Annotated in this window: 26 protein-coding genes; 13 read left to right on the forward strand and 13 right to left on the reverse strand. The window is 64.2% G+C overall.

Annotation, left to right across the window (positions count from 1 at the left end; translation table 11 throughout):
- Nucleotides 1–40 precede the first annotated feature (40 nt).
- The 5 genes from betI to CXR43_RS03985 all read left to right on the forward strand — a co-directional run bounded on the left by betI (nucleotide 41) and on the right by CXR43_RS03985 (nucleotide 4,821).
- Nucleotides 41–625 carry a transcriptional regulator BetI gene (gene betI / locus CXR43_RS03965; protein ID WP_103332819.1) on the forward strand — a complete coding sequence of 195 codons (585 nt, stop codon included), beginning with the start codon at nucleotides 41–43 and terminating at the stop codon, nucleotides 623–625.
- Nucleotides 622–2,076, forward strand: coding sequence for a betaine-aldehyde dehydrogenase (betB, locus tag CXR43_RS03970; RefSeq protein WP_103332694.1), 1,455 nt, complete (start codon nucleotides 622–624; stop codon nucleotides 2,074–2,076). The genes betI and betB overlap by 4 nt, the downstream gene beginning before the upstream one ends.
- A gap of 25 nt (nucleotides 2,077–2,101) precedes the next feature.
- Entirely contained in the window at nucleotides 2,102–3,751 is a 1,650-nt protein-coding gene (gene betA, locus CXR43_RS03975; protein WP_103332695.1) for a choline dehydrogenase, read from the forward strand.
- 86 nt (nucleotides 3,752–3,837) lie between these two features.
- Nucleotides 3,838–4,494, forward strand: coding sequence for a thermonuclease family protein (locus tag CXR43_RS03980; protein WP_103332696.1), 657 nt, complete (start codon nucleotides 3,838–3,840; stop codon nucleotides 4,492–4,494).
- Nucleotides 4,495–4,566: 72 nt separating this feature from the next.
- Entirely contained in the window at nucleotides 4,567–4,821 is a 255-nt protein-coding gene (locus tag CXR43_RS03985; protein ID WP_103332697.1) for an HP1242/YdcH family protein, read from the forward strand.
- Between the two features lie 59 nt (nucleotides 4,822–4,880).
- Here CXR43_RS03985 and CXR43_RS03990 read toward each other — a convergent pair whose 3' ends face one another.
- The 3 genes from CXR43_RS03990 to CXR43_RS04000 form a co-directional block, all read right to left on the reverse strand.
- Nucleotides 4,881–6,278: a helix-turn-helix domain-containing protein gene (locus CXR43_RS03990; RefSeq protein WP_103332698.1), complete on the reverse strand. Its 1,398-nt coding sequence runs from the start codon at nucleotides 6,276–6,278 to the stop codon at nucleotides 4,881–4,883.
- Nucleotides 6,279–6,341: 63 nt separating this feature from the next.
- Complete coding sequence (locus CXR43_RS03995; RefSeq protein WP_103332699.1) at nucleotides 6,342–7,556, reverse strand: Bcr/CflA family efflux MFS transporter; 1,215 nt, start codon at nucleotides 7,554–7,556, stop codon at nucleotides 6,342–6,344.
- A gap of 63 nt (nucleotides 7,557–7,619) precedes the next feature.
- Nucleotides 7,620–7,976 (reverse strand): DMT family protein, encoded by a 357-nt coding sequence (locus CXR43_RS04000; protein ID WP_103332700.1) that lies wholly within the window; start codon nucleotides 7,974–7,976, stop codon nucleotides 7,620–7,622.
- 178 nt (nucleotides 7,977–8,154) lie between these two features.
- Between CXR43_RS04000 and CXR43_RS04005 the strand changes: the two genes are divergently transcribed.
- From CXR43_RS04005 to CXR43_RS04035, 7 genes are all read left to right on the forward strand, one after another.
- Nucleotides 8,155–9,147, forward strand: coding sequence for a serine hydrolase domain-containing protein (locus CXR43_RS04005; RefSeq protein WP_103332701.1), 993 nt, complete (start codon nucleotides 8,155–8,157; stop codon nucleotides 9,145–9,147).
- 140 nt (nucleotides 9,148–9,287) lie between these two features.
- A complete protein-coding gene (locus CXR43_RS04010) occupies nucleotides 9,288–10,820 on the forward strand; it encodes an acyl-CoA carboxylase subunit beta (RefSeq protein ID WP_103332702.1) in 1,533 nt (510 codons plus the stop codon).
- 66 nt (nucleotides 10,821–10,886) lie between these two features.
- Entirely contained in the window at nucleotides 10,887–11,273 is a 387-nt protein-coding gene (locus tag CXR43_RS04015; protein WP_103332703.1) for a DUF6497 family protein, read from the forward strand.
- 211 nt (nucleotides 11,274–11,484) lie between these two features.
- On the forward strand, nucleotides 11,485–11,622 hold the full coding sequence (locus tag CXR43_RS04020) for a hypothetical protein (RefSeq protein WP_103332704.1): 138 nt from the start codon (nucleotides 11,485–11,487) through the stop codon (nucleotides 11,620–11,622).
- Nucleotides 11,623–11,868: 246 nt separating this feature from the next.
- A complete protein-coding gene (locus CXR43_RS04025) occupies nucleotides 11,869–12,267 on the forward strand; it encodes a hypothetical protein (protein WP_103332705.1) in 399 nt (132 codons plus the stop codon).
- Between the two features lie 319 nt (nucleotides 12,268–12,586).
- Nucleotides 12,587–12,841 (forward strand): hypothetical protein, encoded by a 255-nt coding sequence (locus CXR43_RS04030; protein ID WP_103332706.1) that lies wholly within the window; start codon nucleotides 12,587–12,589, stop codon nucleotides 12,839–12,841.
- Nucleotides 12,842–12,994: 153 nt separating this feature from the next.
- Nucleotides 12,995–14,995: an acetyl-CoA carboxylase biotin carboxylase subunit gene (locus tag CXR43_RS04035; protein ID WP_103332707.1), complete on the forward strand. Its 2,001-nt coding sequence runs from the start codon at nucleotides 12,995–12,997 to the stop codon at nucleotides 14,993–14,995.
- A gap of 25 nt (nucleotides 14,996–15,020) precedes the next feature.
- Here the strand turns inward: CXR43_RS04035 and CXR43_RS04040 are convergent, their stop codons facing one another.
- Nucleotides 15,021–15,512, reverse strand: coding sequence for a DUF4174 domain-containing protein (locus CXR43_RS04040; protein WP_103332708.1), 492 nt, complete (start codon nucleotides 15,510–15,512; stop codon nucleotides 15,021–15,023).
- Between the two features lie 82 nt (nucleotides 15,513–15,594).
- On the opposite strand from CXR43_RS04040, the gene scpA reads away from it, so the two are divergent.
- Nucleotides 15,595–17,724, forward strand: coding sequence for a methylmalonyl-CoA mutase (gene scpA / locus CXR43_RS04045; RefSeq protein WP_103332709.1), 2,130 nt, complete (start codon nucleotides 15,595–15,597; stop codon nucleotides 17,722–17,724).
- 44 nt (nucleotides 17,725–17,768) lie between these two features.
- On the opposite strand, the gene CXR43_RS04050 is transcribed toward scpA, so the two are convergent.
- The 9 genes from CXR43_RS04050 to CXR43_RS04090 all read right to left on the reverse strand — a co-directional run bounded on the left by CXR43_RS04050 (nucleotide 17,769) and on the right by CXR43_RS04090 (nucleotide 26,823).
- Nucleotides 17,769–18,137: an AAA+ family ATPase gene (locus tag CXR43_RS04050; protein ID WP_103332710.1), complete on the reverse strand. Its 369-nt coding sequence runs from the start codon at nucleotides 18,135–18,137 to the stop codon at nucleotides 17,769–17,771.
- A 36-nt stretch (nucleotides 18,138–18,173) separates the two neighbouring features.
- Nucleotides 18,174–19,259, reverse strand: a complete 1,086-nt coding sequence (locus CXR43_RS04055) for an endonuclease/exonuclease/phosphatase family protein (RefSeq protein WP_103332711.1) — start codon at nucleotides 19,257–19,259, stop codon at nucleotides 18,174–18,176.
- On the reverse strand, nucleotides 19,259–19,975 hold the full coding sequence (locus CXR43_RS04060) for a molecular chaperone DjiA (RefSeq protein ID WP_103332712.1): 717 nt from the start codon (nucleotides 19,973–19,975) through the stop codon (nucleotides 19,259–19,261). The genes CXR43_RS04055 and CXR43_RS04060 overlap by 1 nt, the downstream gene beginning before the upstream one ends.
- Nucleotides 19,976–20,006: 31 nt before the next feature.
- Complete coding sequence (locus CXR43_RS04065; RefSeq protein ID WP_103332713.1) at nucleotides 20,007–20,492, reverse strand: GNAT family N-acetyltransferase; 486 nt, start codon at nucleotides 20,490–20,492, stop codon at nucleotides 20,007–20,009.
- Nucleotides 20,489–21,094 carry a VOC family protein gene (locus tag CXR43_RS04070; RefSeq protein WP_103332820.1) on the reverse strand — a complete coding sequence of 202 codons (606 nt, stop codon included), beginning with the start codon at nucleotides 21,092–21,094 and terminating at the stop codon, nucleotides 20,489–20,491. Before CXR43_RS04070 ends, CXR43_RS04065 begins: the two co-directional genes overlap by 4 nt.
- Nucleotides 21,081–22,658: a Ppx/GppA family phosphatase gene (locus tag CXR43_RS04075; RefSeq protein WP_103332714.1), complete on the reverse strand. Its 1,578-nt coding sequence runs from the start codon at nucleotides 22,656–22,658 to the stop codon at nucleotides 21,081–21,083. Before CXR43_RS04075 ends, CXR43_RS04070 begins: the two co-directional genes overlap by 14 nt.
- Before the next feature lie 133 nt (nucleotides 22,659–22,791).
- A complete protein-coding gene (locus tag CXR43_RS04080) occupies nucleotides 22,792–24,966 on the reverse strand; it encodes an RNA degradosome polyphosphate kinase (RefSeq protein ID WP_103332715.1) in 2,175 nt (724 codons plus the stop codon).
- A 46-nt stretch (nucleotides 24,967–25,012) separates the two neighbouring features.
- The gene (locus CXR43_RS04085) at nucleotides 25,013–25,690 is read right to left on the reverse strand and encodes a P-loop NTPase family protein (protein WP_103332716.1); all 678 of its coding nucleotides are present in this window, start codon (nucleotides 25,688–25,690) and stop codon (nucleotides 25,013–25,015) included.
- On the reverse strand, nucleotides 25,687–26,823 hold the full coding sequence (locus CXR43_RS04090) for an AI-2E family transporter (RefSeq protein WP_103332717.1): 1,137 nt from the start codon (nucleotides 26,821–26,823) through the stop codon (nucleotides 25,687–25,689). Before CXR43_RS04090 ends, CXR43_RS04085 begins: the two co-directional genes overlap by 4 nt.
- Nucleotides 26,824–26,976: the final 153 nt, after the last annotated feature.

The following is a 26,976-nucleotide window of genomic DNA, read 5'->3' on the forward strand; positions in this document are numbered from 1 at the left end:
TACTTGGTTTGGCAAGGAATTTCCACAAGGTCACACCAAAATGCCCAAACTCGGGATGGAGCCTATCCGAAAGGATGCGCTGGTCAAAGCCACGATCACCGAGATCGGGCGGGTCGGGTCTTTGGACGTGACCGTATCCCAGATTGCCCGCCGTGCGGGCATGTCGCCGGCCTTGGCGCACCATTACTTCGGGTCAAAGGAAGAGATGTTTCTGGCCGCCATGCGCCACATCCTGTCCCTCTACGGGGCCGAGGTGCGCGGGGCGCTGGCCGCGTCGCAGGGGCCAGAGGCGCGGCTCGGCGCCATTTTGCGCGCCAGTTTCAGCCCGGGCAATTTCCGGCGCGAGGCGGTGGGGGCCTGGCTGAACTTCTGGGTGCTGGCCCAGACCGTGCCACAGGCGCGGCGCTTGCTGGCGATTTACCAAAGGCGCTTGCGGTCAAATCTGATGGCCTGTCTGCGGCCGCTGGCCGGGGCCAAGGCCCCCGCCCTGGCCGATGGTCTGGGGGCGCTGATCGACGGCCTTTACCTGCGCGAGGTGCTGAAATCCGGCCCGCCCGATGGCGAGGCGGCAGTGGCCATGGCGCTGACCTATCTGAACTCACACCTGACGGGAGAAGACGCATGAAAGCGCAACCTGCTGCCAGCCATTTCATTGATGGCGCTTATGTCGAGGATACCGCAGGCGCGGTGATCGAGGTGATCTATCCCGCCACGGGTGCGGTGATCGCCCGGTTGCATGAGGCGACCCCCGCGCTGATCGAGCGGGCTGTGGCCGCTGCCACCCGGGCACAGACCGCCTGGGCCGCCACCCGCCCGGTGGAGCGCGCCCGCATCCTGCGCCGCGCGGCTGACATGATCCGCGATCGAGGCGAAGATCTGGCGCGGCTGGAAACGCTCGACACCGGCAAGCCGATTCAGGAAACCCGTGTGGCAGACTGGCCGTCTGGGGCCGATGCGCTGGAGTATTTCGCGGGCCTTGCGCCGACCGTGACAGGAGAAACCATCCCGCTGGGCGGCGATTTTGTCTATACGATCCGCGAACCTTTGGGCGTCTGCGTTGGCATCGGGGCATGGAATTACCCCAGCCAGATTGCCTGCTGGAAATCGGCGCCTGCCCTGGCCCTTGGCAACGCCATGGTGTTCAAACCGTCGGAAGTGACCCCGCTGGGCGCGCTGAAACTGGCAGAGATCTATATCGAGGCCGGCTTGCCTGCGGGCCTGTTCAACGTGGTTCAGGGGCGCGGGGCGGTGGGGGCAGGGCTGATCACCGATCCGCGCGTGGCCAAGGTGTCGCTGACCGGATCAGTGCCCACTGGGCGCAAGGTCTATGCTGCCGCCGCTGAAGGAATGCGCCATGTGACGATGGAGCTGGGCGGCAAATCGCCGCTGATCCTGTTTGACGACGCCAATCTGGACGATGCGGTGGGGGCCGCGATGATGGCGAATTTCTATTCCGCCGGGCAGGTGTGCAGCAATGGCACAAGGGTCTTTGTGCAGCGCGGTCTGAAGGAGGCGTTCCTGTCGCGGCTGAAGGCACGGGCGCAGGCGATGGTGCTGGGCGATCCGCTGGACGACGCCACCCATATGGGCCCCTTGGTGTCAGAGGCGCAGCTTGCCAAGGTGATGGGCTATATCGACACCGCCAAGGCCGAAGGGGCGCGGCTGATCACCGGCGGCGCGCGCGCCGCAGCCAACACCGGCTATTTCGTGCAGCCCACCGTCTTTGCCGATGTCACCGACGACATGACCATTGCGCGGGAAGAAGTGTTCGGCCCGGTGATGGCGGTGCTGGATTTCGACACCGAGGCAGAGGCGATTGCCCGCGCCAATGCCACCGAATTCGGGCTGGCCGCGGGGGTGTTCACCGCCGACATCACCCGCGCCCACCGGGTGATCGGCCAGTTGCAGGCGGGCACCTGCTGGATCAACGCCTATAACCTGACCCCCGTAGAGGCACCGTTTGGCGGCATGAAAGCCTCGGGCGTGGGCCGTGAAAACGGCCATGCGGCGGTCCAGCACTATACCCAGGTCAAATCGGTCTATGTCGGCATGGGCCCGGTCGACGCGCCTTACTGAAGCCTTTCACTGAAGAAACAAGCACATGCACGCGGATTACATCATCATCGGGGCAGGCTCTGCCGGGTGCGCCATGGCGTATCGGCTGGCCGAGGCCGGGCGGCGCGTTACCGTGATCGAGGCGGGCGGATCGGATGCCGGCCCCTTCATCCAGATGCCGGCGGCGCTGTCCTATCCCATGAACATGGGCATTTACGACTGGGGCCTGCAATCGGAACCAGAACCGCATCTGGGCGGGCGACGGATGGCCACGCCGCGGGGCAAGGTCATCGGCGGGTCAAGCAGCATCAACGGCATGGTCTATGTGCGCGGCCATGCCCGCGACTATGACACCTGGGCCGAGATGGGGGCGGATGGCTGGGGCTATGCCGATGTGCTGCCCTATTTCAAACGGATGGAGCGGTCGCACGGCGGATCGGGCCCAGAATACCGCGGCACCGATGGCCCGCTGCACATCACCCGGGGCCCGCGCGACAACCCGCTGTTTGATGCGTTCATCAAGGCGGGCGCGCAGGCGGGCTATCCGGTCACCGACGATTACAACGGCCAGCAGCAAGAGGGCTTTGGCCCGATGGAGGCGACCATCTACAAGGGCCGCCGCTGGTCTGCCGCCAATGCCTATCTCAAACCCGCGATGGCGGGGGGCAATGTGCACCTTTTGCGCGGCAATGCGCGCCGCGTGGTGATCGAGAATGGCCGCGCGACCGGGGTCGAGGTGGATCAGGGCGGTGCCCCCTTTGTGGTGCAGGCAGGGCGTGAGGTGATCATCGCGGCTTCCTCGCTCAACAGCCCAAAGCTCTTGATGCTGTCCGGCATCGGCCCCGCGGCAGAGCTGGCGCGCCACGGCATCGCGCTGGTCGCCGACCGCCCCGGCGTGGGGGCCAATCTGCAGGATCATCTGGAGATCTATTTCCAGTTTGCCGCAGCCCAGCCGATCACGCTCTACAAGCATTGGAACATCTGGAGCAAGGCGCTGATCGGGGCGCAATGGCTGTTCACCGGCAAGGGGCTGGGGGCCAGCAACCAGTTCGAGGCCTGTGCCTTCATCCGGTCGCGCGCAGGCATCGAGTACCCGGATATCCAGTACCATTTCCTGCCCATCGCCGTGCGCTATGATGGCAAGGTGGCGGCGGGGGGGCATGGGTTTCAGGCCCATGTCGGACCGATGCGGTCGAAATCGCGTGGCTCGGTCACGCTGCGCTCGGCGGACCCGAAGGATCATCCGGTGATCCGCTTCAACTATATGTCGCACCCCGACGACTGGGCCGAGTTCCGCGCCGCGATCCGCCTGACACGAGAGGTCTTTGGGCAAGAGGCGATGGCCCCGTTTGTCAAAGGTGAAATTCAGCCGGGGCCGGAGGTGCAGAGCGATGACGAGATCGACGCTTTCCTGCGCGCGCATGCGGAAAGCGCCTATCACCCCTGCGGCACGGCCCGGATGGGGCGCCGGTCCGATCCGATGGCCGTGGTTGACCCTGAGTGCCGGGTCATCGGGGTTGATGGCCTGCGTCTGGCCGACAGTTCGGTGTTTCCCCAGGTGACCAATGGCAATCTGAATGCGCCGTCGATCATGGTGGGGGAAAAGGCGGCCGACCACATTCTGGGCCGCACGCCACTGGCCCCGATGAACCTTGGCCCCTGGATCAACCCGGACTGGCGGGTGGCACAACGGTGATGGCTTTGGGCAACAGCGTTAACGCGCATTAACCATTTGTTAACTTTTTCCTTGCGACGCTGCGGCGATGGCCCGATGCCCGGGGCATGTTCACATTTCGCTTCAGTCTCATCCTGCTGGCCCTGTCATTGGCCGCTCCCGCCGCCGCTGTCACCCGCGATGGTGCCGCGCGGGTCATCGACGGTGATACGCTGGATCTGCAAGGCCAGCGCGTGCGCCTGTTCGGCATCGACGCACCGGAACGGGGCCAGAGCTGTGACCGCGCGGGGCAAAGCTGGGATTGTGGCGCATGGTCGGCCCAAATGCTGGCCCGCACGATTGCGAACCGCAAGGTCACCTGCACGCGCCAAGACACCGACCGCTATGGGCGCATGGTCGCCATCTGTACGGTGGGCGGCACAGATCTTGCGCGTGCCATGGTTCGGGATGGCGCGGCCCAGGCCTATCGGCGCTATTCCGACCGGTATGTCGCAGACGGGTCGGTTGCACGGGCGGCGGGCCTTGGCCTTTGGGCAGGGCGGATGACCACGCCCGAAGCGCACCGGCGCGCCCAGGCCCCCGCCGCACAGGCAGCGCCCGGGGGCTGCGAGATCAAGGGCAATATCAGCGCATCCGGCCGGATCTACCATCGCCCCGGTCAGCGCGACTATGCCGCGACCCGCATCGATACCCAAAAGGGCGAAGCGTGGTTCTGCACCGAGGCCCAGGCCCGCGCCGCCGGTTTTCGCCCCGCGCGCCGTTGACTTGATCAGGGTCAAGGCCCATGGGGCGCGGATCTGCCAGACTGGCTCTGACACAAGCAACAGGAGGCGCAGATGTCCAACACCCCGCATGAATTGGCCGAGGAATTCCCCGGTCAAGCCGACAAGATCCATGCCCTGAAACTGGCAGACCCGCATTTTGCCGGGCTCTTGGCCCAATACACTGACATCAACCGCGCCGTGCACCGGGCCGAAACCCGCGTCGACACGCTGAGCGAAGAGGCCGAAACCGCCCTGCGCCGCCAGCGCAGCCATCTGAAGGACCATATTGCGCATCATCTGGCGCATGGGGCCGACAGTCACGGCTGATGTCGCCGGGTCAGGGGGCGGTGCCGCCTGACCCAACGTCGCCACCGGCGTCTTTCGGATCAGGACAAGATTTCATAGGGCAGCATGTCGCGCCGGTCGGGGTTGACCCGCAACCGGCGTTCCAGCGGCGGCACCGACCGTTGGTGGCAATCGGGCCGTTCGCAGATCCGGCAGGAAATGCCGATCGGCTCGAACCGGCCTTTCAGGTCCAGCCCGTCGGAATAGACCAGTGCGCCCGCGTGCTGCACCTCGCAGCCCAGCCCGATGGCATAGCGGCGCGTGGCGGCGTGGAAGGCACCACCCGGCTTTGACACATCGCGCGACAGGCACAGGTAGCGCACGCCATCAGGCGTTTCCGCCAGCTGACGCAGAAAGCGGCCCGGGGTTTCAAACGCCTGATGCACGTTCCACAGCGGGCAGGCCCCGCCGAATCGGGCGAATTGCAGTCGGGTGGCCGAGTGGCGCTTGGTGATGGTGCCGGCCTGATCGACCCGCACAAAGAAAAACGGGATGCCCTTGGCCCCCGGCCGTTGCAGCGTCGACAGCCGGTGCGCCACCTGTTCGATACTGGCCCCGAACAGATCGGCCAGACGCTCCAGATCATGCCGCGTGCTGATCGCCGCATCGAGAAAGGCGCGATAGGGCAGCAGGGCGGCCCCGGCAAAATAATTGGCCAGCCCGATCTTGGCGATGTCGCGCGCTTCGGGCGTGTGGAAACGGGCAAGGTCCAGTGTGGCGTCCAGCAGGTCATTCTGGGTGAGCAATGCCACCTGATGCAGCAGCTGAAACGCCTGTGTCGGCCCGGCGCTGCGGGCCGAGATGTCCAGCCGGCGGCTGGCCGGATCATAGCTGCGCATGGCTCCGGTGTCGGTGAAATGCAGGCTGATCCCCCGCTGGTCCAGCGCCGCACGCGCGCAGGCGATCACATCGCGGCGGCCCTGCGGGCCGGTGGTGAAATGTTCGGCGGCGCGGTCCACCGCATCGAGATAATTGTCGCAATAGTGAAAGAAATCGCGCACCTCTTCCCAGGGAGAGGGCCGCAAGGCGGCATCTTCACGCCCCAGCGCCTCATCCAGGGAGGCCAGCCGTTCATGGGTCTGGCGATAGGCGCGGTGCAGGTCCAGCAAGCTGCGCGCCAGCGCGGGTGCATTCGACGCCGCCAGCCGCAGATCAGACAGCGGCGGGCTGGTTCCGCCGAACACCGGATCGGCCAGCGCCTCTTTCATGTCGCTGACCAGCCGTTCGCTTTCGCCCACCGTCAGTTCCGTGACATCCAGCCCGAATTCCTGCGCCAGTGCCAGCACCACCCCGGCAGACACCGGCCGGTGGTTGTTTTCCATCTGGTTGAGATAGGGCAGCGACACGGACAACCGGTCGGCAAACAGCTTTTGCGTCAGCCCCAGCCGCCCGCGGATTTCCCGAAGCTTTGCCCCGGCATAAAGCTTTTGCGTTGCCATGTGCTCCCCCGCTTTGCAAAGGCATGTTGGCCTTTGCAAAGCTGCCGTCAAGCGCCGATCGGCTCAGGCCGAAAGCCCCAGGGCCCGCGCCCGCCGCATGACCCAAAGGATCGACAGCAGCGCGCCGACCGATGACGCCAGCATCAGCAGCACAAGGGGCAGCTCGGATGCGCCCGGCCCCAGCAACGCGCCGGCTGCCGCCGCCAGCGCCGCGCCGCCGCCGATCATGATCGCGCCGCCAAGGCCCGAGGCGGTGCCGGCAAGTTCGGGCTTGATCGACAGCAGCCCCGCATTGGCATTGGGCAGGGTCATCCCATTGCCAAAGCCCACGAAGGTGGTGAAGCCAAAGAACACGAAGGGCGAATGCACCCCTGACAGTGTCAGCACCGCCAGCGTGCCCAGCCCGCTCAGTGTGACCATCGAACCGAAGAACACCATGCGGTTCATCCCGATCCGCACCGAAAACCGCCCGGCCACAAAATTGCCTGCCGCATAGCCCACGGCCGTCAGGGCAAACAGCGCACCGACACCCGAGGCGGTCAGACCAAACACCTCGGTGCCGACATAGGGCGCGCCGCCGAGATAGGCGAAGAACGAGCCCGAGGCAAAGGCGGCGCAGAGCGCATAGCCCCAGAACCGCTGGGATCGCAGCAGTTGCGGATAAAGCCGCATCTGCGCGCCGAGGGTGACTGGGCGGAGTGTTGCGGTTTCCCCCAGATCGGCCCAGGTCAGCCACAGCGTCGCCAGACCCAGCACCAGCAACAGCCCGAAATTGGCCTGCCAGCCGATCGCCTCTTCCAGGACGCCGCCGATCACCGGGCCGATCATCGGCACAATGCTCATCCCCATGGTGACATAGCCGATCATGCTGGCGGCCTGTGCGTCATCGGGCACCATGTCGCGCACCACGGCGCGCGACAGGACCATGCCCGCCGCGATGACGGCCTGCGCCATCCGGAACACCAGAAAGACGGTCGCATTCGGGGCCAGCAGCGTGCCCAGGGTGGCCAACAAAAACAGGACCAGCGACCAGAGCAGCACGCGGCGCCGGCCATAGCGGTCTGAAATCGGGCCGATCAGAACCTGCAGCACCGCCGATAGCCCAAGGTAGAGCGCCACAGACAGCTGCATCAGCGCATAAGGCACCCCGAACCATGCCGCCATTCCGGGCAGCGACGGCAGGAAGATGTTCATGGTCAGGGCGGAAAGCCCGGCGAGCAGGATCAGCGTCGCAATATGCGGCGGCGTCCGGCGGTTCAGAAATGTGCTCTCAGCCATATGCCCTTGCTAGACCGCGTCACGCCCCCTGTACACGCCATTCGGGCAGATCGGCCTGTGCACCTATGCCCATTTGTGAAAAATGAAAAATGCGCCCAGCCCGATGAACGCAAAGCCGACAAGATGGTTCCAGCTGAGCGGTTCCTTGAGGTAAAATACCGAAAACACGGCAAAAACCGACAGGGTGATCACTTCCTGAATGGTCTTGAGCTCGGCCGCGCTGAAATGGCCATGGCCGATGCGGTTGGCAGGCACCATCAGGACATATTCAAAGAAGGCGATCCCCCAGCTGATGAAGATCACCATGATGAGCGAATTTTCCTTGAACTTCAGATGGCCATACCAGGCAAAGGTCATGAAGATGTTCGACAGCAGCAACAGACCGATGGTGAGCACCGGAACGGAAAACGGCAGGGGCATGGTCGGGGCGTCCTGAAAAGCGGGGCTGACAAGGCAGTGTTTCCCGCAGCCATAGCGGATCCGGACACTGGCTGCCAGATGCCCCTCTCTCTACCTTGTGAACGCCCGTGGTTTGCGTTTTGCGCGGGGCCTGCGCACTGTGCCGGGGCAATTCCGGATCATGCCCCGTTGAGGTTCTATGCTCTCTCGCCGTCAGTTCTCTGTCTCTGTGGTGTTGGCCGGGGCCTTCGCCGCCCCGTCGCTGGTGCGGGCGCAGGGTGCCGCGCTGTCTGACCTGCGTGATGCGGCCATTGCCTTGCCGCAACTGCATGCCATTCTGGTGCAGCGCGGCGATGACCAGCTTCTGGCCGAAGCGCCGCGGGGGCGGGGGCTCACCGCGGCGGCCAATATCAAATCCTGTTCCAAAAGCATCCTGGCGCTGCTGCTTGGCACCGCCATCGCGCGGGGCGAGATTGCGGGGCTCTCCGCGCGTCTGGGGGATGTCGCCCCAAAGCTCATCCCGCAGGACGCCACGGCAGGCGTGGCCGATCTGACGATGGAGGATCTGGTGACCCTGCGCGCCGGGCTGCAGGGCACCTCGGGGGGCAATTATGGTGCTTGGGTCGGCTCGTCCAACTGGATTGCCTATGCCCTGCGCCAGCCGCGTGTTGCGCCGAACGGCGGGCGGATGATCTATTCCACCGGAACCACCCATGTGCTGGGAGCGGCCCTTGCCGTCGCGACGGGCAAAGACCTGCGCTCATTGGCGCGCGAAAGGCTGGGCGCGCCGCTGGATATCGATGTTGCCTCCTGGACGCGCGATCCGCAGGGATATTACTTTGGCGGCAATGAAATGGCCCTGTCGCCGCAGGCCATGCTGCGCGTGGCGCTGATGATGCGCGACGGGGGCAGATTCGACGGGGCTCAGGTGATTGACGCCGACTGGATCCGCGCCTCGCAGGTGGCGCAGACCGCATCGCCCTATTCCGGGTTGGGCTATGGTCTGGGCTGGTTCCTCAGCCGCTCTGGTTGGGCCATCGCGCGCGGCTATGGCGGGCAGATCATCGCAAGCCACCCCGCGCGGTCCCTTGCGGTTGCCATCACGTCAGACCCGACCCAGGCCGCCCGGTCCGGCGGCTATTTCGGAGATCTGATGCGCCTGCTTGACGGCCCGGTTCTGGCACTGGGTTAAGGCAGACAGCCGAGCGCGGATTTGCTGATTTGCAATTAGCAATTCACAGCTAACAAATACTATGCAAATTTTCCCAATTCCGCTTTGCCCCCGCCCGTTTGCCCCCTATTGTGCAGGCTATTCCGCAGGGGGGACGCGCGATGAAGGATATTCTGGCCCAGCTTGAAACCCGCCGTGACGCCGCGCGTCAGGGGGGCGGTGCGCGCCGGATTGCCGCGCAACATGCCAAGGGCAAGCTGACCGCCCGCGAGCGGGTCGAACTTTTGCTGGACGAGGGCAGCTTCGAGGAGTTCGACATGTTCGTCGCCCATCGCTGCACCGATTTCAACATGCAGGACGACCGCCCCGCGGGGGATGGCGTGGTCACCGGCTGGGGCACGGTCAACGGCCGCATGGTCTATGTGTTTTCGCAGGATTTTACCGTCTTCGGGGGATCGTTGTCGGAAACCCATGCGCAGAAGATCTGCAAGATCATGGATATGGCTATCCAGAACGGTGCGCCGGTCATCGGCATCAACGATTCTGGCGGCGCGCGCATCCAGGAAGGGGTGGCATCGCTTGCCGGCTATGCCGAGGTGTTTCAGCGCAACATCATGGCCTCCGGCGTGGTACCGCAGATCAGCCTGATCATGGGGCCTTGCGCGGGCGGGGCGGTCTATTCGCCGGCGATGACCGATTTCATCTTCATGGTCAAAGACACCAGCTACATGTTCGTCACCGGCCCGGATGTGGTGAAAACGGTGACCAACGAGGTTGTCACCGCCGAAGAACTGGGCGGGGCCGCGACCCATACCCGCAAGTCCAGCGTGGCCGACGGGGCGTTTGAAAACGATGTCGAGGCCCTTGCCGAAACCCGCCGCCTGATCGATTTCCTGCCCCTGAACAACCGGGAAAAGGCTCCGGTGCGGCCCTTCTTCGATGATCCGGCCCGGGTCGACAAAAGCCTGGATACGTTGATTCCCGACAATCCGAATCAGCCCTATGACATGAAAGAGCTGATCGCCAAAATCGCCGATGAAGGCGACTTCTTTGAAATTCAGGCCGCGTTTGCCGCCAATATCATCACCGGCTTCATCCGGCTGGAAGGCCAGTCGGTCGGTGTGGTGGCCAACCAGCCGATGGTTCTGGCCGGTTGCCTTGACATTGATTCCAGCCGCAAGGCTGCACGTTTCGTGCGCTTTTGCGATGCGTTTGAAATTCCGATCCTGACTCTGGTCGACGTGCCCGGATTCATGCCCGGCACCAGCCAGGAACATGGCGGCGTGATCAAGCATGGCGCGAAGCTGCTGTTTGCCTATGGCGAGGCGACGGTCCCCAAGGTGACCGTCATCACCCGCAAGGCCTATGGCGGAGCCTATGACGTGATGGCCTCCAAACACCTGCGCGGCGATTTCAACTACGCCTGGCCCACCGCCGAAATTGCGGTGATGGGGGCCAAGGGTGCGGTCGAGATCCTGTATCGCAGCGAGTTGGGCGACAAGGACAAGATTGCCGCCCGCGTGCGCGATTACGAGGACCGCTTTGCCAATCCCTTCGTGGCTGCCGAAAAGGGATTTATCGACGAGGTGATCATGCCGTCCTCCACCCGCCGCCGGATTTGCCGGGCCTTTGCTGCGCTGCGCACGAAGAAGTTGGCGAACCCGTGGAAAAAGCACGATAACATCCCCCTTTGAACGTGGCAGGGCAAAGGGGTGGCTTCATGGCGCATAGCAGCGGCACATACATCGGCGGGGCAGGGCATGACTGATCCGGTCACCCGACAGACGGACCTTTCCGCCCCGGAAGCGGAGCTGATTGCGGTGCCCTCGGGCCAGCCGGTGACGTTGCAGGATGTGATCTGGAATGCCCCCGGCCCGCAGGGTCTGGCCGTGCGCTTTCGCTTTGTCGCCCCACAGATCGCCCGCGAAGGCGGCACAGTGCCCTATGAAACGGCGGCAGAAGATATTGTTCATCTGTGTCAGACCTATGCCCTGCCACGGTTGAGCGCGTTCGGGCCGCAGCCGACGCAGATCATCATCTCGCTTGCCGATCAGCCGGTGCCGTTTGGCGAAACCGCCCCCGAAGCAACGCAATTTTTCGAATCGTTCAGCCACCAAGATGGCCACTGCATATTGGAGATGTTCTGATGGACTCCCAAGATATGGTGGTGGCACCGGTCCCCGGACGCCGTGCTGATGTAGCAGAGTCACAGGCGCCAAACTTGGCACGCACCCCATGTCAAACCCGGCAGCATTCCGCTACAGTCGTAGCAGGCCGGACCCAAGCGGCCTTTGCCTCAGATGAACGGTGTGCTATCGGATATCCCGATGCAACCTTCCAAGAATATAGGAGACGAGGATGTCGAAGAGCACGAAAACTTTCCTGGCGCTGTGCGTTGTGGCCTTTGCTGCTGCCTGTGCCCCAAAAGAATCTGAAGTCGTTTACGTGGACGAGCCGGTTTCGGTTGAGCCCGTCTACACCGGCAAATACAAGTAATCCGGTCGGGCGGGCTGCCGAAGGTTTTTCGGCCAGACCCGCCCAATCCGCCCCCGCCTTTTCCGAACCGCGCCAAGGCGCAACGCTGGCCAGTGCGACACGCCACACCGCTTTGCGGGTGCCAGTTGCAGGTCGCACCCTCCCTGATCCGTTTCACGCCATTCCCCGGCTCTTTGCCGCAGCGCCCCTTGGCGTTCTGCGCGCTTGCGCCTATGGCTGTGCCCATCCATCCACAGGGGGCACCTCATGCTGAAACACCGCGGCTTTCCCGGCCGCCTTCCGGGCACTGATTTTCAGTTCACCATCCGCCGCGCCAACAAAAAGGACGGGCCGGCCAAGATCATCAAGCGCGAACGCTACCGCGACCGCAAGCTGGCGGACCGCAAGGCCGACGAAGGCTTCATGGCGGCCCTGTGGCAGTGTTTTGGCGAAGAACCCTTCGAGCGCGGCAATCTGGACGCGGGTCGCCTGTCCTGGCTGTTCGGGCGCGAGGTCATTCCCGCCGAAGATCCCTTTGACCCCGAAAGCTATGAGGCGATGCTGCGGGTGAACGTAAAGATTGCGCAGGTGTCTTTCCCCGCGGTCTTCGCAGCCGATGCCGAAGACGTGATCTGGGATGACGAAGACGACGGAGAAGACGATTGATGCGCGCCGATCCGCCCTGCGTTTTGCCCGTCTGGCAAAGGCCCGCGCAGTGCGCGGCAAGCGGCGGATTTGTGTTTGATTTCAACAGGGGGAACGGCCAGATTTTCGGACAGTCGACCCGGGGCTTTCCTGCCCGGTCCGGCGTCCTCATGACGACCCTTTCTTGGGCCTTGCGGTCCGGTCCTTTCAGGGCCGGACCGTCCTTTTGGCACCGGCAAAGCCTTGCCGATGGGGTGGGCCGCAGAAAATTCCCCTTTTCCAACGCCTTGGATAGAGTACAGTCAGCGTTAATAAAAACCCTGACACGAGGCAGTCAAACATGGTCACGAAACACACCCTTATCGCATCTCTCCTTGCCCTTTCGCTGGCTGGCTGTGTCCAGGGCGGCGGCTATGGTGGCGGCTACGGCAATTCCTCACCGCTCAACAGCGCAGCCGTGCGCACCGTTGGCGGTGCAGCAACCGGTGCGCTTATTGCCGGTGCAACCGGCGGATCGCGCACCCAGGGCGCGCTTATCGGCGCGGTTGCGGGCGGTGGTTCGTGCATCGTTCCGGGCACCAACAACTGCTATTGACCTGCCCGCCGCCGCAGCGCGGCGCAGTCTGACGGCAGATCGTCAAAGCACAGATCATTCGAGAACCGGGTCCTTCAGCCACAGCGGCTGGAGGGCCCATTTCATTTGCGGCGCAAGGTCTGGCCCGGCCTTGCCCGAGGGGAGAGAGAGCCGATGTTCAAGAAAATCCTGATTGCCAACCGGGGGGAAATTGCCTGTCGGGTGATCAAATCCGCCAAGAAGATGGGAATCAAGACCGTCGCCGTCTATTCCGACGCGGACCGCAACGCGCTGCATGTGCGCATGGCGGATGAAGCTGTTCACATCGGCCCGTCGCCCGCCAACCAATCCTATATCGTGATCGACAAGATACTGGATGCCGTCCGCCAGACCGGGGCCGAAGCGGTCCATCCCGGTTACGGCTTTCTGTCGGAAAACAAGGCCTTCGCTGCGGCGCTGGAGCAGATTGGCGTCGTCTTTATCGGCCCGCCATCCCCGGCGATCGAGGCGATGGGCGACAAGATCACCTCGAAAAAACTGGCGATGGAGGCCGGCGTGTCGACCGTTCCGGGCTATATGGGCCTGATCGCGGATGGTGACGAGGCGATTAAAATCAGCGGCGAAATCGGCTATCCGGTGATGATCAAGGCAAGCGCGGGTGGCGGCGGCAAGGGCATGCGCATCGCCTGGTCTGAATCCGAGGTGCGTGAAGGCTTTCAATCCTCAAAGAACGAGGCTGCCAGCAGCTTTGGCGACGACCGGATCTTCATCGAGAAATTCGTGACCCAACCGCGCCATATTGAAATTCAGGTGCTGGCTGACCAGCATGGCAACACGGTTTATCTGCACGAACGCGAATGCAGCATTCAGCGCCGCAATCAGAAGGTGATCGAAGAAGCCCCATCCCCGTTTCTGGATGCCGCCACCCGCAAGGCCATGGGCGAACAGGCCTGCGCCCTGGCCCGTGCGGTCGGGTACACCTCGGCGGGCACGGTGGAATTCATCGTCGATGGCGCGCGCAACTTCTACTTCCTCGAGATGAACACAAGGCTTCAGGTCGAACATCCGGTGACCGAGCTGATCACCGGCGTTGATCTGGTCGAACAGATGATCCGCGTCGCGGCGGGCGAACCGCTGCCATTCAAACAGGAAGACCTGAAGATCAACGGCTGGGCGATGGAATCGCGGCTTTATGCCGAAGATCCATATCGCAACTTCCTGCCCTCCATCGGCCGCCTGACCCGCTATCGCCCACCGGTCGAAGGCCCCACCGCCACCGGCATCGTGCGCAATGATACCGGCGTGTTTGAAGGCGGCGAGATCAGCATGTTCTACGACCCGATGATCGCCAAGCTGTGCACCTGGGGCCCGACCCGCGCCGATGCGATCAACGAAATGCGTCTGGCGCTGGATACATTCGAGGTGGAAGGCATCGGCCACAACCTGCCGTTCTGCTCGGCGGTGATGGACCACCCGCGCTTTGTCAGCGGCGAGATCACCACCGCCTTCATCGCCGAGGAATTCCCCGACGGGTTCCATGGTGCCACGCTGGACGAAGACATGCTGCGCCGTGTGGCCGCCGCCTGCGCTGCGATGAACCGCGTGGCCGAAATCCGTCGCACCCGCATTTCCGGCACGATGGACAATCACCAGCGCCGCGTCGGGGATGCCTGGGTCGTCAGCCTGCAAGACACCCAGCACCGCGTGACCATCGCCGCCGACAAGACCGGATCGACCGTCACATTCGAGGATGGCGCAGAGCTGCGCGTGCAATCAGACTGGACCCCGGGCGAAAGCCTTGCCCGGCTGACAGTGGATGGCGCCCTGTTGGTGCTCAAATCCACCAAGATTCCCATGGGCTTCCGCATCCGCCTGCGTGGGGCGGATCTGAAGGTGCTGGTCCAGTCGCCGCGTCAGGCCGAGCTTTACGCGCTGATGCCGGAAAAGCTGCCGCCCGACACCTCGAAGTATCTGCTCTGCCCGATGCCCGGCCTCATCGTGTCGATCAGCGTGGCCGAAGGCGATGAGGTGCAGGAGGGCCAGCCGCTGGCCACGGTCGAGGCGATGAAGATGGAAAACATCCTCAAGGCCGAGCGCAAGGGCGTGGTCAGGAAGATCACCGCCAGCACCGGGGCCAGCCTCAAGGTGGACGACGTGATCATGGAGTTTGAGTGATGCCCCTGCTACGCAGCAGCCGGGATCAGCGCCGTCCTGCGGGGTTGCGCTCCAGCATCTCCTGCCGGCGCAGCGGGAACTTGTCGATCGCCGCGACAATTTCCCGCACCTCCCAGGGCAGCGGTTTGCGGATCACCGGGCGCAGGTCCTTGTCCATCAGAACCAGCGAAAACCCGCGTGGCCGCAGGCGGGTGCGCCAGGCACCCCGCCCCTCGGGATCGGTGTCGATGATCAACGCCACATCGCGCAGTTCCAGTGCAGGCAGATCGCGCTGCAGCAATTCCATCTGGCGCAGGAAATTGGGGTCTTCCGGACTGTCGCCAAAGACCACCACCGGGCGCTGTTTGTACATAAGATCTTCAAAAACCACATCCGCAGCGTCGCGTGGGCCATAAGGCAGCGCCTCTGCTTCGGTCTCCACCTCGACCTGAACGGACGGATCTATCGCCTGCGCTTCCTGTGCGAAGGCAACGAATGGCAGCAGTGCTGCAAGACCAAGAGTGTAAAGTGGTTTCATACATGTCCCCCTGTCCGAGAACATAGGGCGGCGCAACCGGAAACCCAAGAGCAGATGCCACCTGCATGGATGGAGTAAACAGATGACCGACGCGCTGAAACATTGGGCCACCCTCGCCAGCAAAGAGCTCAAGGGCAAAGACCCCGAAAGCCTGATCTGGAACACGCTGGAAGGCATCGCGGTCAAGCCGCTGTACACCGCCGAGGACACCGCCAACCTGCCGCATATGGGCGGGGTGCCGGGGGCCGCCCCCTTTACCCGCGGGGTGAAGGCCACGATGTATGCGGGCCGCCCCTGGACCATCCGCCAATACGCGGGGTTTTCCACCGCCGAAGCGTCAAATGATTTCTACCGCAAGGCGCTTGCCGCGGGCCAACAGGGCGTGTCGGTCGCCTTCGATCTGGCGACCCATCGCGGATACGACTCCGATCACCCGCGCGTGGTGGGCGATGTCGGCAAGGCGGGCGTGGCGATTGACTCTGTCGAGGACATGAAAATCCTGTTCGATGGTATCCCGCTGGAAAAAGTCAGCGTTTCCATGACAATGAACGGGGCGGTGATTCCAATTCTGGCGAATTTCATCGTGACCGGCGAAGAGCAGGGCGTGGACCGCAGCCTGCTGTCGGGGACCATTCAGAATGATATCCTCAAGGAATTTATGGTCCGCAACACCTATGTCTATCCGCCCGAACCGTCGATGCGGATCATCGCGGATATCATCGAATATACCTCTGCCCATATGCCAAAGTTCAACTCGATCTCGATTTCCGGCTATCACATGCAGGAGGCCGGGGCCAATCTGGTGCAGGAACTGGCCTTCACCCTGGCGGATGGGCGCGAATATGTGCGCACCGCGATTGCGCGCGGCATGGATGTCGATGCCTTTGCGGGCCGCCTGTCGTTCTTCTTTGCCATCGGCATGAATTTCTTCATGGAGGCGGCCAAGCTGCGTGCGGCCCGGCTGCTCTGGCACCGGATCATGTCAGAGTTCGGGGCGAAGAAAGAGGGGTCGCTGATGTTGCGCACCCATTGCCAGACCTCCGGCGTGTCCTTGCAGGAGGCCGACCCCTACAACAATGTGATCCGCACCGCCTATGAGGCGATGTCGGCGGTCCTGGGCGGCACGCAAAGCCTGCACACCAATGCGCTGGACGAAGCCATCGCTTTGCCCACCGAATTTTCGGCCCGCATCGCTCGCAACACCCAGCTGATCCTGCAAGAGGAAACCGGCATCACCCATGTGGTCGATCCGCTGGCGGGCAGTTACTACGTGGAAACCCTGACGCATCAGCTGGCCGAAGAGGCGTGGAAGCTGATCGAGGAAGTCGAGGCGATGGGGGGCATGACCAAGGCCGTCGCCACCGGCATGCCCAAGCTGCGCATCGAGGAATCCGCCGCCCGCCGTCAGGCCGCGATCGACCGGGCCGAGGATGTGATCGTGGGGGTCAACAAATACCGCAAGGCCACCGAGGATGCGATTGATATCCTTGATATCGACAATGTCGCTGTGCGCGACAGCCAGATCGCAAGGTTGAAAGCCACCCGCGCCAGCCGGGATGAAGCTGCCTGTCAGGCGGCCCTCGCCGAGCTGACCCGCCGGGCCGCCGAAGGTGGCAACCTGCTGGATGCCGCCGTCACCGCCGCCCGCGCCCGCGCCACCGTAGGAGAGATTTCGGACGCCATGGAAAAGGTCTTTGGCCGCCACCGGGCGGAAGTGAAAACCCTCGCGGGGGTTTACGGTGCCGCCTATGAGGGGGATGCCGGGTTCGAGGCGATACAGGCCGATGTCGAGGCCTTCGCTGCGGAAGAAGGCCGCCGGCCCCGCATGCTGGTGGTCAAGATGGGGCAGGACGGGCATGACCGGGGGGCCAAGGTCATTGCGACCGCCTTCGCCGATATCGGCTTTGACGTCGACGTGGGCCCGCTGTTCCAGACCCCGGAAGAGGCGGCGCAGGATGCCATCGACAATGACGTGCATGTCATCGGCATCTCAAGCCAAGCCGCCGGCCACAAGACGCTTGCGCCCAAGCTGGTGCAGGCTTTGCAGGCGGCGGGCGCGGGCGATATTCTGGTGATCTGTGGCGGCGTGATCCCTCAGCAGGATTACCAGTTCCTGTATGACAACGGCGTCAAAGCCATCTTCGGCCCCGGCACCAATATCCCGAATGCCGCCAAGGATATCCTGAGCCTGATCCGTCAGACCCGTCAGTGACCTGTCAGCCGCCGCGCCGGTCTGCCCGGGGCGGCGGTCGGCGGCTACAGCTCAATTTCGCCCTGGGGCTGCGGCAGGGGGGCAGGCGGTTGCGGGACCGGCGCATCCTTGCGTCGGGGGATCAGGATATCGCCATTGTCGAGCCTGCGCGGCGCGTCATAGTTGCGGAGATCATCGACCAGCGCCATCAGGTCTTGCACCGCGGGCTCCATGTCGGACAGCGCCTTGCCCATCTCGTCCAGCGCCGGTTCCATCTCGCGCATCAGACCGCGGAACAGCAGCTTGGCGCCCTCTTGCATCAGGTCAAAACCCTCATCCTCCTCTGCCCGGGGGTCAGGCAGCGTTTGCGCAGGGGAAGGCGGGGCTGCGAACAGCGCAAGGGGCAGGGCAAGGGCGAGAACCAGATGTTTCATCCCCTGATCATGCCGCCGGTCGCCATGGATGGCAAATCACGTCTGGGGATCGATTGCTGCAGGCGGGCTGTGGTCCAGGGTCAGGTCGATTGTCACCGGGAAATGGTCTGACGCCTGCAACAGCGCCTCGTGCAGCTCGGGCGTGTTCAGACAGGCGGGATCGTTCCACGGATGCCAGATCCGCCAGGCCGGATGGCTGGCGGCCAGCCTCGGAGAGACCATGATGAAATCCAAAAGCGCCTCGAAATAGCGTTTTTGCGGGTTGAGCCAGAACCGCGCCGTGGTGGGGGTCAGGTTCATCCGCCCTGTCAGGGCCATGGCGGCATGTGGGTCATACATCCGCGCCTCAGGCGGCACCTCAACCCCCAGCACGATTTCCACCCCGGAATGGCCGAACAGCTTTTCAAACTCGTCCAGCCCCGGACCATCGTTGAAATCCCCCATCACCAGCAGGTCATCGCCCTGCGCCAGATGCCAGTCAACCCGGGCGCGCAGCCAGATGCATTCGGCCAGTTGTTTGCGGCGGTTCTGAATCGACAGGCGGGTGACCTCTGCCGGGCTGCGCGCGCCGTGGGGGGCCTTGGATTTTGCATGCACCCCGATCATCCGCAGCGCGCGTCCGCCCGCCGTCTGCACCGCCAGTTCCAGCGGCGGCTTGGAAAACCGGATCAGATCTGGCGCGGCGTCGGCGTTCAGGTCGTAGCGGAAGGTGCCATCAAAGCGCGGCGCGTCTCGGCTGCCTTTCTTGCCGACCGGATCGCCCACCGGGTCATGCCGGGGGGTCAGCCTTGCGGGATCATAGAGCAGCGTGATTTCCTGTTCTGTCTCTGACATGAAGCCAGTGATCGCCCGGCTGGTGCGCAGGCCAAAGCTGCGGGCAAATTCCTCCAGCGCGCGGGCCGAATTGCGTTTCGAGCCGGTATCGGGGGCCTCTATCACCATCACCGCATCGGCATTCATCGCGGTGAACACAATGCCAAGCGCCCCCGCCTGTTCGGCGCGGCTGATCTTGTGGCGGGCAGAGGGCGCGGCATCGGCCAGCAGCTTTCCGTCATCGTCGAACAGCGCGTTGAACCATTCCACGTTATAGGTGGCGAGTCGCAGCAGTTCGGCTGCGCCCATCAGGCGGCCCGCCGCCCTGAAATCTCATCCCAGGCGGCGTTGATGGCGATCAGCCGGCGTTCGGCCAGCTTCACCGCCTCGGCAGGCACGCCGCGCGCGATCATCGCATCGGGGTGGCTGTCCTTGACCGCTTGGCGCCAGGCTGCACGCACCTGATCCATCGGGGCATCGGCCGAGACGCCCAGCACATCATAGGGGTCGCGCGGCGCACCTTCGACAAAGCGGGCGCGCATGGTGCCATAGCACCGGTCATCCAGGCCGAAGATCCGCGCCACCTCATGCAGGAAGGCGTCCTCAGCCGGGTGGAAATCGCCATCGGCCATTGCAATGTGGAACAAGCCTTCCAGCAGGTCGATCAGCACATTGCGGTCATCGGCGCACAGCGCCTGGCCTTCGGGGCGGAACATCGCCGCCACCTTGCGGGCATAGGCATCGAACCCCGCCACATCCTGCCGCGCCAGATTGAACACGCGGGCGGCATTGGCCGCCTCTTCATCGGGAAGCGCAAAGACATGACGGAACGCGCTCACCTCATGCCGGGTGACATGGCCATCGGCCTTGGCCATCTTGGCCCCCAAGGCGATGACGGCGATGGTAAAGGCGACCGACTTTTCCGGCGTGGATTGCACGCCGCGCAGCCGGTCGAACACGACCGAGAGCCCTTCACCGGCGGCAAGGGCAGACAGCGCGTCGGCGATACGGGTCCAGATCGACATGCGCGCAGGATAGCGTGGCTTGAGCGGGTTGTCAGGAGAGGATTTTCTGCATCAGCACAAGATCCATCCAGCGACCGAATTTCCGGCCGACCTGCGGCATCAGACCGACCTGACCATAGCCAAGGCTTGCATGAAATGCCCGGCCCGCCGCATTTTCAGCCGTCACCCCGGCCACCATCACATGTGCGCCAGCATGTGTTGCATGGGCCTCCAGTGCCAGCATTAGCGCCCGCCCAAGGCCCTGCCCCCCGGCCTCGGGGGTCAGCAATATGGTATGCTCCATGCTATGGGCATAGCCGATTCCGCCGCGAAACTGATCATAGGTGACAAAGCCCCGCACCCGGCCCTGTGCCTCGGCCACCAGAAAACAGCGCTGGACCTGTCGTGCAACGATGGTGGCGCGCACCTCTGCCACCGGCTTTTCGGCAGAGTTGAAGGTGGCTGCTGTGTTGCGGATGTAATGGTTCCAGATGGTGGCCACGGCTGCCGCGTCATCGGGGGTGGCGTCGCGGATCATGCCAGCACGCGCCGCCCCTGCGGGGTGTCGATCTCGGCCCGCAGGGCCAGCGGCCCGGGCTCCAGCACCACCCGCGTATCGGTCAGTCCGGACAGTGCCTTGCGCAGACTTTCCGCCGCGGGGTGCGTCACCACCAGCCGGGCCAGACGCGCCCCGCTGTCGGGCAGCCGCCGGGCGGGATGCGGACCCTGCCACTGAATCAGTGCTGGATAGGCCCCGCCGTAGGGCAACTGCCCGTCGGCTGGCACCCCCATCCGCCAGCGCAGGTCGCCGCGGGCCAGATCCACCGCCACGCCCGCCCCCGCCGGGGCCTGCGCCAGTGCGGCGTCCAGATCATCGCAGGCCGCAACCCAGTTGGTCAGCCGGGGCGCTCCCGCGAACCCGTCCAGCCCGAACCAGCGTGGCCAGGCCGGGGCAGGGGCCGAGGGGTCAATGGCTATCACCTCCAGATAGGCGTCGCCCAGGCCCAGCAGGCGGTTGTGCGTGCCCATATGCGCGTGCTTGCCACCCGCCACCAGCGGCAGGCCCAAAGCCGCCTCTACCGCAGCCGCGCCCTCTTCAAGCGTGGCGCAGCTGACCGCCAGATGATCAAACCTCAGCATCAGCTTCGCCCGGCTGCAGCACACGCCCCTTGGCCCGCAGCGCCTGTGTCAGCGCGGTAAAGCGCGCCTTGGCCACCTCGCCGAACAGCCCGACACCCAAACGGGTCAGGTGCAGATGGAGCTCGCGCTTTTTCGGCTTCCACTCCAGCGCCCCGGCCTCGGCCGGATCGCCGGCTGCGAACATCGCGCCAAAGCGCATTGCCTTGCCCAACACCTCGGCCTCTTGAATCTCGTCTTCCGACAGCAGCCGGAACAGCGGTTCCAGCCGCGACCCGGACCGGTTGTTCTTGTAGCGGTGCAGCAGCGACAGGCCAAGAAACACCCGCCCCGGATGGTCCAGCCCGCCAAGGTTGGCGCGGGTGGCATTGTCGAAACACACATCAGCCCGGTAATCAGGATGCGCCCGCCATGTGGTGTCATGCAGCAGACAGGCCGCCTTGATCAGCCGCAGCCTTTCCTTCGGCAGGTCGCGAAACAGCGGCATCAGAAAGGTGAACAGCGCCTTGCCGGTGCCGGGCAGCCGCGCGCCTGTCATCTCCGCTGCCCGTGCCGCCTCGATCAGCGGGTCACGCGCGCGCAGCTTGTCGGGCATCTGCTCATAGAGCAGCCCTTCCCGGATGCCATAGGATGAGATGTCGATTTCCGACGGTTTGAACACCCGGATCAGCGCGCGCAGCACCTCACAGGCCAGCGGCACCAGTTCCATCCGTTCCTGGGACGTGCCGGTCCGGCCGCGCAGCAGCGTCAGATCCGCCGTTTCAAGCCAGTCCAGCGTATCGAGCGCCGATTTTACCGGCATCCGATATTCATGCAGCACGGTCAGCGGGTAATTGCGCCGCTCCATATCCAGCCGTGCGATCACCCGCCACGACCCGCCCACCATATAGAAGCGTTCGCCTTCGGACTTGATCTTGCCCTGCGCGCTGGTCAGCACCCGCTCGATCAAAGACCTGCGCTTGTCCACGCCGCCTTCCACCTGTTGCAGGCGGAACGGCCCCAGCTGGGTGGACACCCGCTTGCCGACCTTGCCATCGCCCACCCGCGCCAGCTCCATCGAGTTGCCGCCGATGTCGCAGACCACGCCCTTGGCTTCGGGCCAGCCCAGAAGCACGCCTTGCGCGGACAGCCGCGCCTCTTCATCGCCGTCGATGACATGCATGTGCAGGCCGGTCTCGGCCTCGACCAGCGCCGAGAAGTCCGGCCCGTCCCGGGCCTCGCGCATGGCCGCGGTGGCCACAACGGTCAGGGGGGCGGCCCCCATGCCGCTGGCCAGCAGGGAAAACCGCTTCAGCGCGGCCAGCGCCCGCAGCTTGCCTTCGGGGTTGAGCATCCCCGTTTCGCCCAGACCCTTGCCCAGACCGCAGAGGATTTTTTCGTTGTAGAAATAGGCAGGCGACCGGGCCGCACCGTCAAACACCACCATCCGGACCGAGTTCGACCCCACATCCACCACGCCCACGCGCGACAGCGCCCGCACCGAAGGGTCCTCAAACAGCGACCGGCCAAAGGGGCCGAAGTCCTCATCCTCTGCGTCGGGCGCAGTCTGATCCTGGTCGCGTGTCATATGATCCCCAGTGCAGTATAAGCCGGACCTTGGCGCAAGGTCCGGGGCGGCGTCAAGCGAGCCACCGCCTTTTGGAGTGTGCCAGGTGCACCGGCCTGCGACCATATCCTGCCGCATCAAGCCACCTGGCGGCTTAGTCCTTCAGCGCTGCCAGCTTTGGCACATCCTTGGCCCCGGCAGTGCCCCGGCCCGACAAAGACGGGTTTTCCATGAAGAATGTGTGACAGGCGAACAGTTTGCCATCCTTGGGCTGCAACTCGCGCGCACAGGTGCCGTCGGGGTTCAGCACCCAGCTTTGCGCCTCATCGGCCAGATTGGCCGCCATGATCTGGCTGACGATCTGCGCCTTGACGGTGTCATTATGCACCTCGACCAGCGTTTCCACCCGCCGTGTCAGGTTGCGGCCCATCCAGTCGGCGCTGGAGAAAAACACCCGCGCCTGCTTGCTGGGCAGCCCATGGCCCGACCCGAAGCACACGATGCGGCTGTGTTCCAGAAACCGCCCGACAATGGACTTGACCCGGATGTTCTCGCTCAACCCCTTGATCCCGGGGCGCAAGCCGCAGATGCCGCGGATGACCAGGCTGATCTTCACCCCGGCCTGGGACGCGGCATACAGCGCATCGATCACGTCGGGGTCGATCACACTGTTCATCTTGGCCCAGATTTCTGCGGGCCGGCCTGCGCGCGCATGATCTGCCTCGGCGGCGATCAGCCCCAGCAGACGCGATTTCAGGCTGATCGGGGAAATGGCCAGGTTTTCCAAGCCTTCGGGCTGCACATAGCCCGACAGATAGTTGAACACCTTGGTCGCATCGCGGCCCAAGGCCGCGTCGCAGGTGAAAAACGACAGGTCGGTATAGATCCGCGCGGTGATCGGATGATAATTCCCGGTGCCGTAATGGGTATAGGTCACCAGATTTTCGCCTTCGCGCCGCACCACGGTGCTGATCTTGGCATGGGTCTTGTAGTGGATGAAGCCGTACACCACATGCGCGCCCGACCGTTCCAGACGCCGTGACTGGCGGATGTTCGCGGCCTCGTCAAACCGCGCCTTCAGTTCCACCAGTGCGGTCACCGACTTGCCCGCCTCTGCCGCCTCGCACAGCGCACTGACCACCGGGCTGTCCCAGCTGGTGCGGTACAAGGTCTGCTTGATCGCCAGCACATTGGGGTCGCGGGCCGCCTGTTCCAGAAACCGGATCACCAGATCAAAGGTCTCATAAGGATGGTGCAGCAGAATGTCCTTCTGCCGGATCGCGGCGAACAGATCGCCCTCATGGTCCTGCACCCGTTCTGGCACACGCGGGGTAAAGGGGGGCCACAGCAGGTCGGGCCGGCTGGACAGCACCAGTTCTTTCAGATCGGCAATGCCCAGCAAGCCCCTCACCTCGACCACCTCGGATTCGGTGACCGTCAGCTCTTCCATGATCAGCGCGCGCAACTCGGCCGGAGCGCCAGCCGTCATCTTCAGCCGGATCACCTCGCCGCGCCTGCGCCGTTTCAGGGCGGTCTCAAACTCGCGCACCAGATCTTCGGCCTCGTCCTCGACCTCCAGATCGCTGTCGCGCAACACCCGGAACGCGCAATGGCCCCGGTCGGTATAGCCGGGGAACAGCATGTTCAGGTGCAGCAGCAACAGTTCTTCCAGCGGCAGAAACCGGTGTATCCCCGGCTTGCCCGGCAAGGGCACAAACCGCGCAATCTGCTGCGGAATGGGCAACAGCGCCTTCAGCGTGCGGTGATCAGTCAGCCGCTCCAGCTCCAGCGCCAGGGAAAACCCGGTATTGGGAATGAACGGAAACGGATGCGCCGGGTCAATCGCCAGGGGCGACAACACCGGAAACACCTTGTGCAGGAAATGGGCCTCCAGATGCCGCAGATCCGCCGCCGTCAGCTTGGACCGGGTGACAATGCTGATCCCCTCGGCCTCCATCTGACGCTTGAGGCTGTTCAGCACGGTTTGCTGGCGTTGCATCAGGCGGCGTGCATCGGCCTGAATCAGCACCAGCTGCTCTGCCGGGCTGCGCCCGTCTTCCGACAATCCGGCATTCCCGGTGCGCACCAGCGCCCGCAGCCCGGCCACCCGCACGGTAAAGAACTCATCCAGATTGGTGGCCGAAATCGACAGGAAGCGCAGCCGCTCCAGCAGCGGCACATTGGCATTCGCCGCCTCGTCCAGCACACGCCAGTTGAAGGCCAGCCAGCTGAGCTCACGGTTGAAAAACCGCCGTGGCCCGCTGATCTCGGCTTGCGGGAGCGAAACGGGGTCTGGAAAGGGGGCCTTGAGGAAATCTGCCTGTGTCATGACCGGATGCTGCGTTGCTGGAGTCTTGGCGTTTCAAAAGCTTGTCTCATTCCGTCTCCGCGCTGTCCAGCAGACCCTGCGCGGTCGCCCGGGTGATCGGGCGGCCCTGCGCCAGCGCCCGCGCATCCATCGCCGCCACCAGGGCGCGTGCGGCATCGATCGAACGTTCCATCCGCGCCACCAGCCAGGGGATCAGCGCCGGGGGCACCGCGGTCTGCCGGTCGGCAAACAGCTTGACCAGCACCGCCGAGAGCAGCGCATCATCGGGGGCTTCCAGCCGCGCGACCGATGCCGCCTCGACCCGGCTTTTCAGATCTGGCAGGGCCAGACCCCAGTCCCGCACCGGCCCCCGTGCGGTCAGCAGCAAGGCCCCCTGCGGCACCACCAGATTGTGCAGGTGGAACAGCGCCACTTCGGCCCCGCGGCGGCCCGCCACCGCATCGGCATCCTCGACCACCACAGACCCCGCCTGCGCCAGGTCGGGCAGATCTGCGTCGGCCAGTTCCGCACCGTTCACCAGTCTGGCCTGCGCCAGATCGGCCCAGATATGCGCCAGATGGGTCTTGCCCGACCCGGGCGGCCCCACCAGCAGCATCTTGCCACCGGGCCAGTTGCGCCAGCTTTCCACCGCTGCCAGAGCATGGGCATTGGCCACGGATGTAAAGAAATCCGCGCGCCGGAACGCCTCACGCGCGGGCAGGTCAAACGCCAGTTGCAGGCTCACACTGCCTCCTCATCGCGCAGCGCGCCTCCAGACACCGGGACCGGTTCAGGGGTCGCGCCCTGAACCGGGCTCGGATGGACCGGGGCCACGCCACGGTAGAGCAAGCTGTTCTGGTACTGGCTGATCGCAAACCGCATCAGCACGCCCAGCGAGGCTGCCACCGGCACGGCAATCAACATGCCGGCAAAGCCGAGCAAAGACCCAAAGGCCGACAGCGCAAGCAACAGCCACACCGGGTGCAGCCCGACCGAACTGCCCACCAGTTTCGGTGTCAGGATATTGCCCTCGATGAACTGGCCAAAGGCAAAGATGGCCGCCACGATCCCGATGGCCACCCAGTCGCCCCAGAACTGGAACAGGGCCAGACCAATCGCCAGAATCCCGCCGATGATGGCCCCGACATAAGGGATGAACGTCACCGCCCCGGCAATCGCCCCCACCACAAGGCCAAATTGCAACCCGGCCAGCATCAGTGCCACCGAATAATAGGCCCCGAGGATAAGGCAGACGGTCAGCTGCCCGCGGACAAAACCTGCCAGCACGCCGTCAATCTCGCGCGCCAGCCGCCGCACCGTGACCACATGATCGCGCGGGATCATCGCATCGACCCGGGCCACCATCTTGTCCCAGTCCAGCAGCAGGTAAAAGGCCACGACCGGCACCACGACAATGAACACCAGCGCCGAAATCACCGACATCGCCGAGGTCAGCACGCCCTGCGCCAGATCGCCGCCCTTGGATTGGATGAAATCTCCGATATCGGCCAGCGTCTTGCGCATGATGCTGGTCTCATCCGACAATTCGGGGAACCGTTCGGTCAGAAAGGTCTGCAAATTGCGGGAAATCTCGGGGGCCGCATCCACCAGCGCGGTCGTCTGCTGGATCAGCGTCGGAATGACCGCCAGCACCAGCAGCACCACCACCAGAAACATCACCAGCGTGATCACCGCAGTGGCCGTCACCCGGCTCAGCCCCAGCCGCTCCAGCCGGTCGGCCACCGGGTCAAGGAAATAGGCCATCGCCCCGCCGACCAGAAACGGCACCAGCACATTTCCCATCAGATACATGAGGATCAGGAAAACCGCCGCGGCGATGCCCCAGTATTTCGCCTGCTGTGTGATCGGAAGTGCCATGTCGATCCCTTGTGTGCGCCCGAACCTGATATTGCCGCTGGGGCGGTGCAGTGCAAGGGCAGAAGGGCAAAGCGGCGGCCGCCGCGCGGTAGGGCGGGGGGGAACCCCCCCCTTGGCCCCAAACCGCGGGGGGCCCCCCCCCCCCCCCCAAAA

The organism is Pseudotabrizicola formosa (genome assembly GCF_002900965.1).
GTDB classification, from domain to species: Bacteria; Pseudomonadota; Alphaproteobacteria; order Rhodobacterales; family Rhodobacteraceae; genus Pseudotabrizicola; species Pseudotabrizicola formosa.

What these genes read in the sequence shown, in the direction of transcription:
- betI (WP_103332819.1), top strand. Translation starts at nt 41, where the DNA reads ATGCCCAAACTCGGGATGGAGCCTATCCGAAAGGATGCGCTGGTCAAA.
- betB (WP_103332694.1), top strand. Translation starts at nt 622, where the DNA reads ATGAAAGCGCAACCTGCTGCCAGCCATTTCATTGATGGCGCTTATGTC.
- betA (WP_103332695.1), top strand. Translation starts at nt 2,102, where the DNA reads ATGCACGCGGATTACATCATCATCGGGGCAGGCTCTGCCGGGTGCGCC.
- CXR43_RS03980 (WP_103332696.1), top strand. Translation starts at nt 3,838, where the DNA reads ATGTTCACATTTCGCTTCAGTCTCATCCTGCTGGCCCTGTCATTGGCC.
- CXR43_RS03985 (WP_103332697.1), top strand. Translation starts at nt 4,567, where the DNA reads ATGTCCAACACCCCGCATGAATTGGCCGAGGAATTCCCCGGTCAAGCC.
- CXR43_RS03990 (WP_103332698.1), bottom strand. Translation starts at nt 6,278, where the DNA reads ATGGCAACGCAAAAGCTTTATGCCGGGGCAAAGCTTCGGGAAATCCGC.
- CXR43_RS03995 (WP_103332699.1), bottom strand. Translation starts at nt 7,556, where the DNA reads ATGGCTGAGAGCACATTTCTGAACCGCCGGACGCCGCCGCATATTGCG.
- CXR43_RS04000 (WP_103332700.1), bottom strand. Translation starts at nt 7,976, where the DNA reads ATGCCCCTGCCGTTTTCCGTTCCGGTGCTCACCATCGGTCTGTTGCTG.
- CXR43_RS04005 (WP_103332701.1), top strand. Translation starts at nt 8,155, where the DNA reads ATGCTCTCTCGCCGTCAGTTCTCTGTCTCTGTGGTGTTGGCCGGGGCC.
- CXR43_RS04010 (WP_103332702.1), top strand. Translation starts at nt 9,288, where the DNA reads ATGAAGGATATTCTGGCCCAGCTTGAAACCCGCCGTGACGCCGCGCGT.
- CXR43_RS04015 (WP_103332703.1), top strand. Translation starts at nt 10,887, where the DNA reads ATGACTGATCCGGTCACCCGACAGACGGACCTTTCCGCCCCGGAAGCG.
- CXR43_RS04020 (WP_103332704.1), top strand. Translation starts at nt 11,485, where the DNA reads ATGTCGAAGAGCACGAAAACTTTCCTGGCGCTGTGCGTTGTGGCCTTT.
- CXR43_RS04025 (WP_103332705.1), top strand. Translation starts at nt 11,869, where the DNA reads ATGCTGAAACACCGCGGCTTTCCCGGCCGCCTTCCGGGCACTGATTTT.
- CXR43_RS04030 (WP_103332706.1), top strand. Translation starts at nt 12,587, where the DNA reads ATGGTCACGAAACACACCCTTATCGCATCTCTCCTTGCCCTTTCGCTG.
- CXR43_RS04035 (WP_103332707.1), top strand. Translation starts at nt 12,995, where the DNA reads ATGTTCAAGAAAATCCTGATTGCCAACCGGGGGGAAATTGCCTGTCGG.
- CXR43_RS04040 (WP_103332708.1), bottom strand. Translation starts at nt 15,512, where the DNA reads ATGAAACCACTTTACACTCTTGGTCTTGCAGCACTGCTGCCATTCGTT.
- scpA (WP_103332709.1), top strand. Translation starts at nt 15,595, where the DNA reads ATGACCGACGCGCTGAAACATTGGGCCACCCTCGCCAGCAAAGAGCTC.
- CXR43_RS04050 (WP_103332710.1), bottom strand. Translation starts at nt 18,137, where the DNA reads ATGAAACATCTGGTTCTCGCCCTTGCCCTGCCCCTTGCGCTGTTCGCA.
- CXR43_RS04055 (WP_103332711.1), bottom strand. Translation starts at nt 19,259, where the DNA reads ATGGGCGCAGCCGAACTGCTGCGACTCGCCACCTATAACGTGGAATGG.
- CXR43_RS04060 (WP_103332712.1), bottom strand. Translation starts at nt 19,975, where the DNA reads ATGTCGATCTGGACCCGTATCGCCGACGCGCTGTCTGCCCTTGCCGCC.
- CXR43_RS04065 (WP_103332713.1), bottom strand. Translation starts at nt 20,492, where the DNA reads ATGATCCGCGACGCCACCCCCGATGACGCGGCAGCCGTGGCCACCATC.
- CXR43_RS04070 (WP_103332820.1), bottom strand. Translation starts at nt 21,094, where the DNA reads ATGCTGAGGTTTGATCATCTGGCGGTCAGCTGCGCCACGCTTGAAGAG.
- CXR43_RS04075 (WP_103332714.1), bottom strand. Translation starts at nt 22,658, where the DNA reads ATGACACGCGACCAGGATCAGACTGCGCCCGACGCAGAGGATGAGGAC.
- CXR43_RS04080 (WP_103332715.1), bottom strand. Translation starts at nt 24,966, where the DNA reads ATGACACAGGCAGATTTCCTCAAGGCCCCCTTTCCAGACCCCGTTTCG.
- CXR43_RS04090 (WP_103332717.1), bottom strand. Translation starts at nt 26,823, where the DNA reads ATGGCACTTCCGATCACACAGCAGGCGAAATACTGGGGCATCGCCGCG.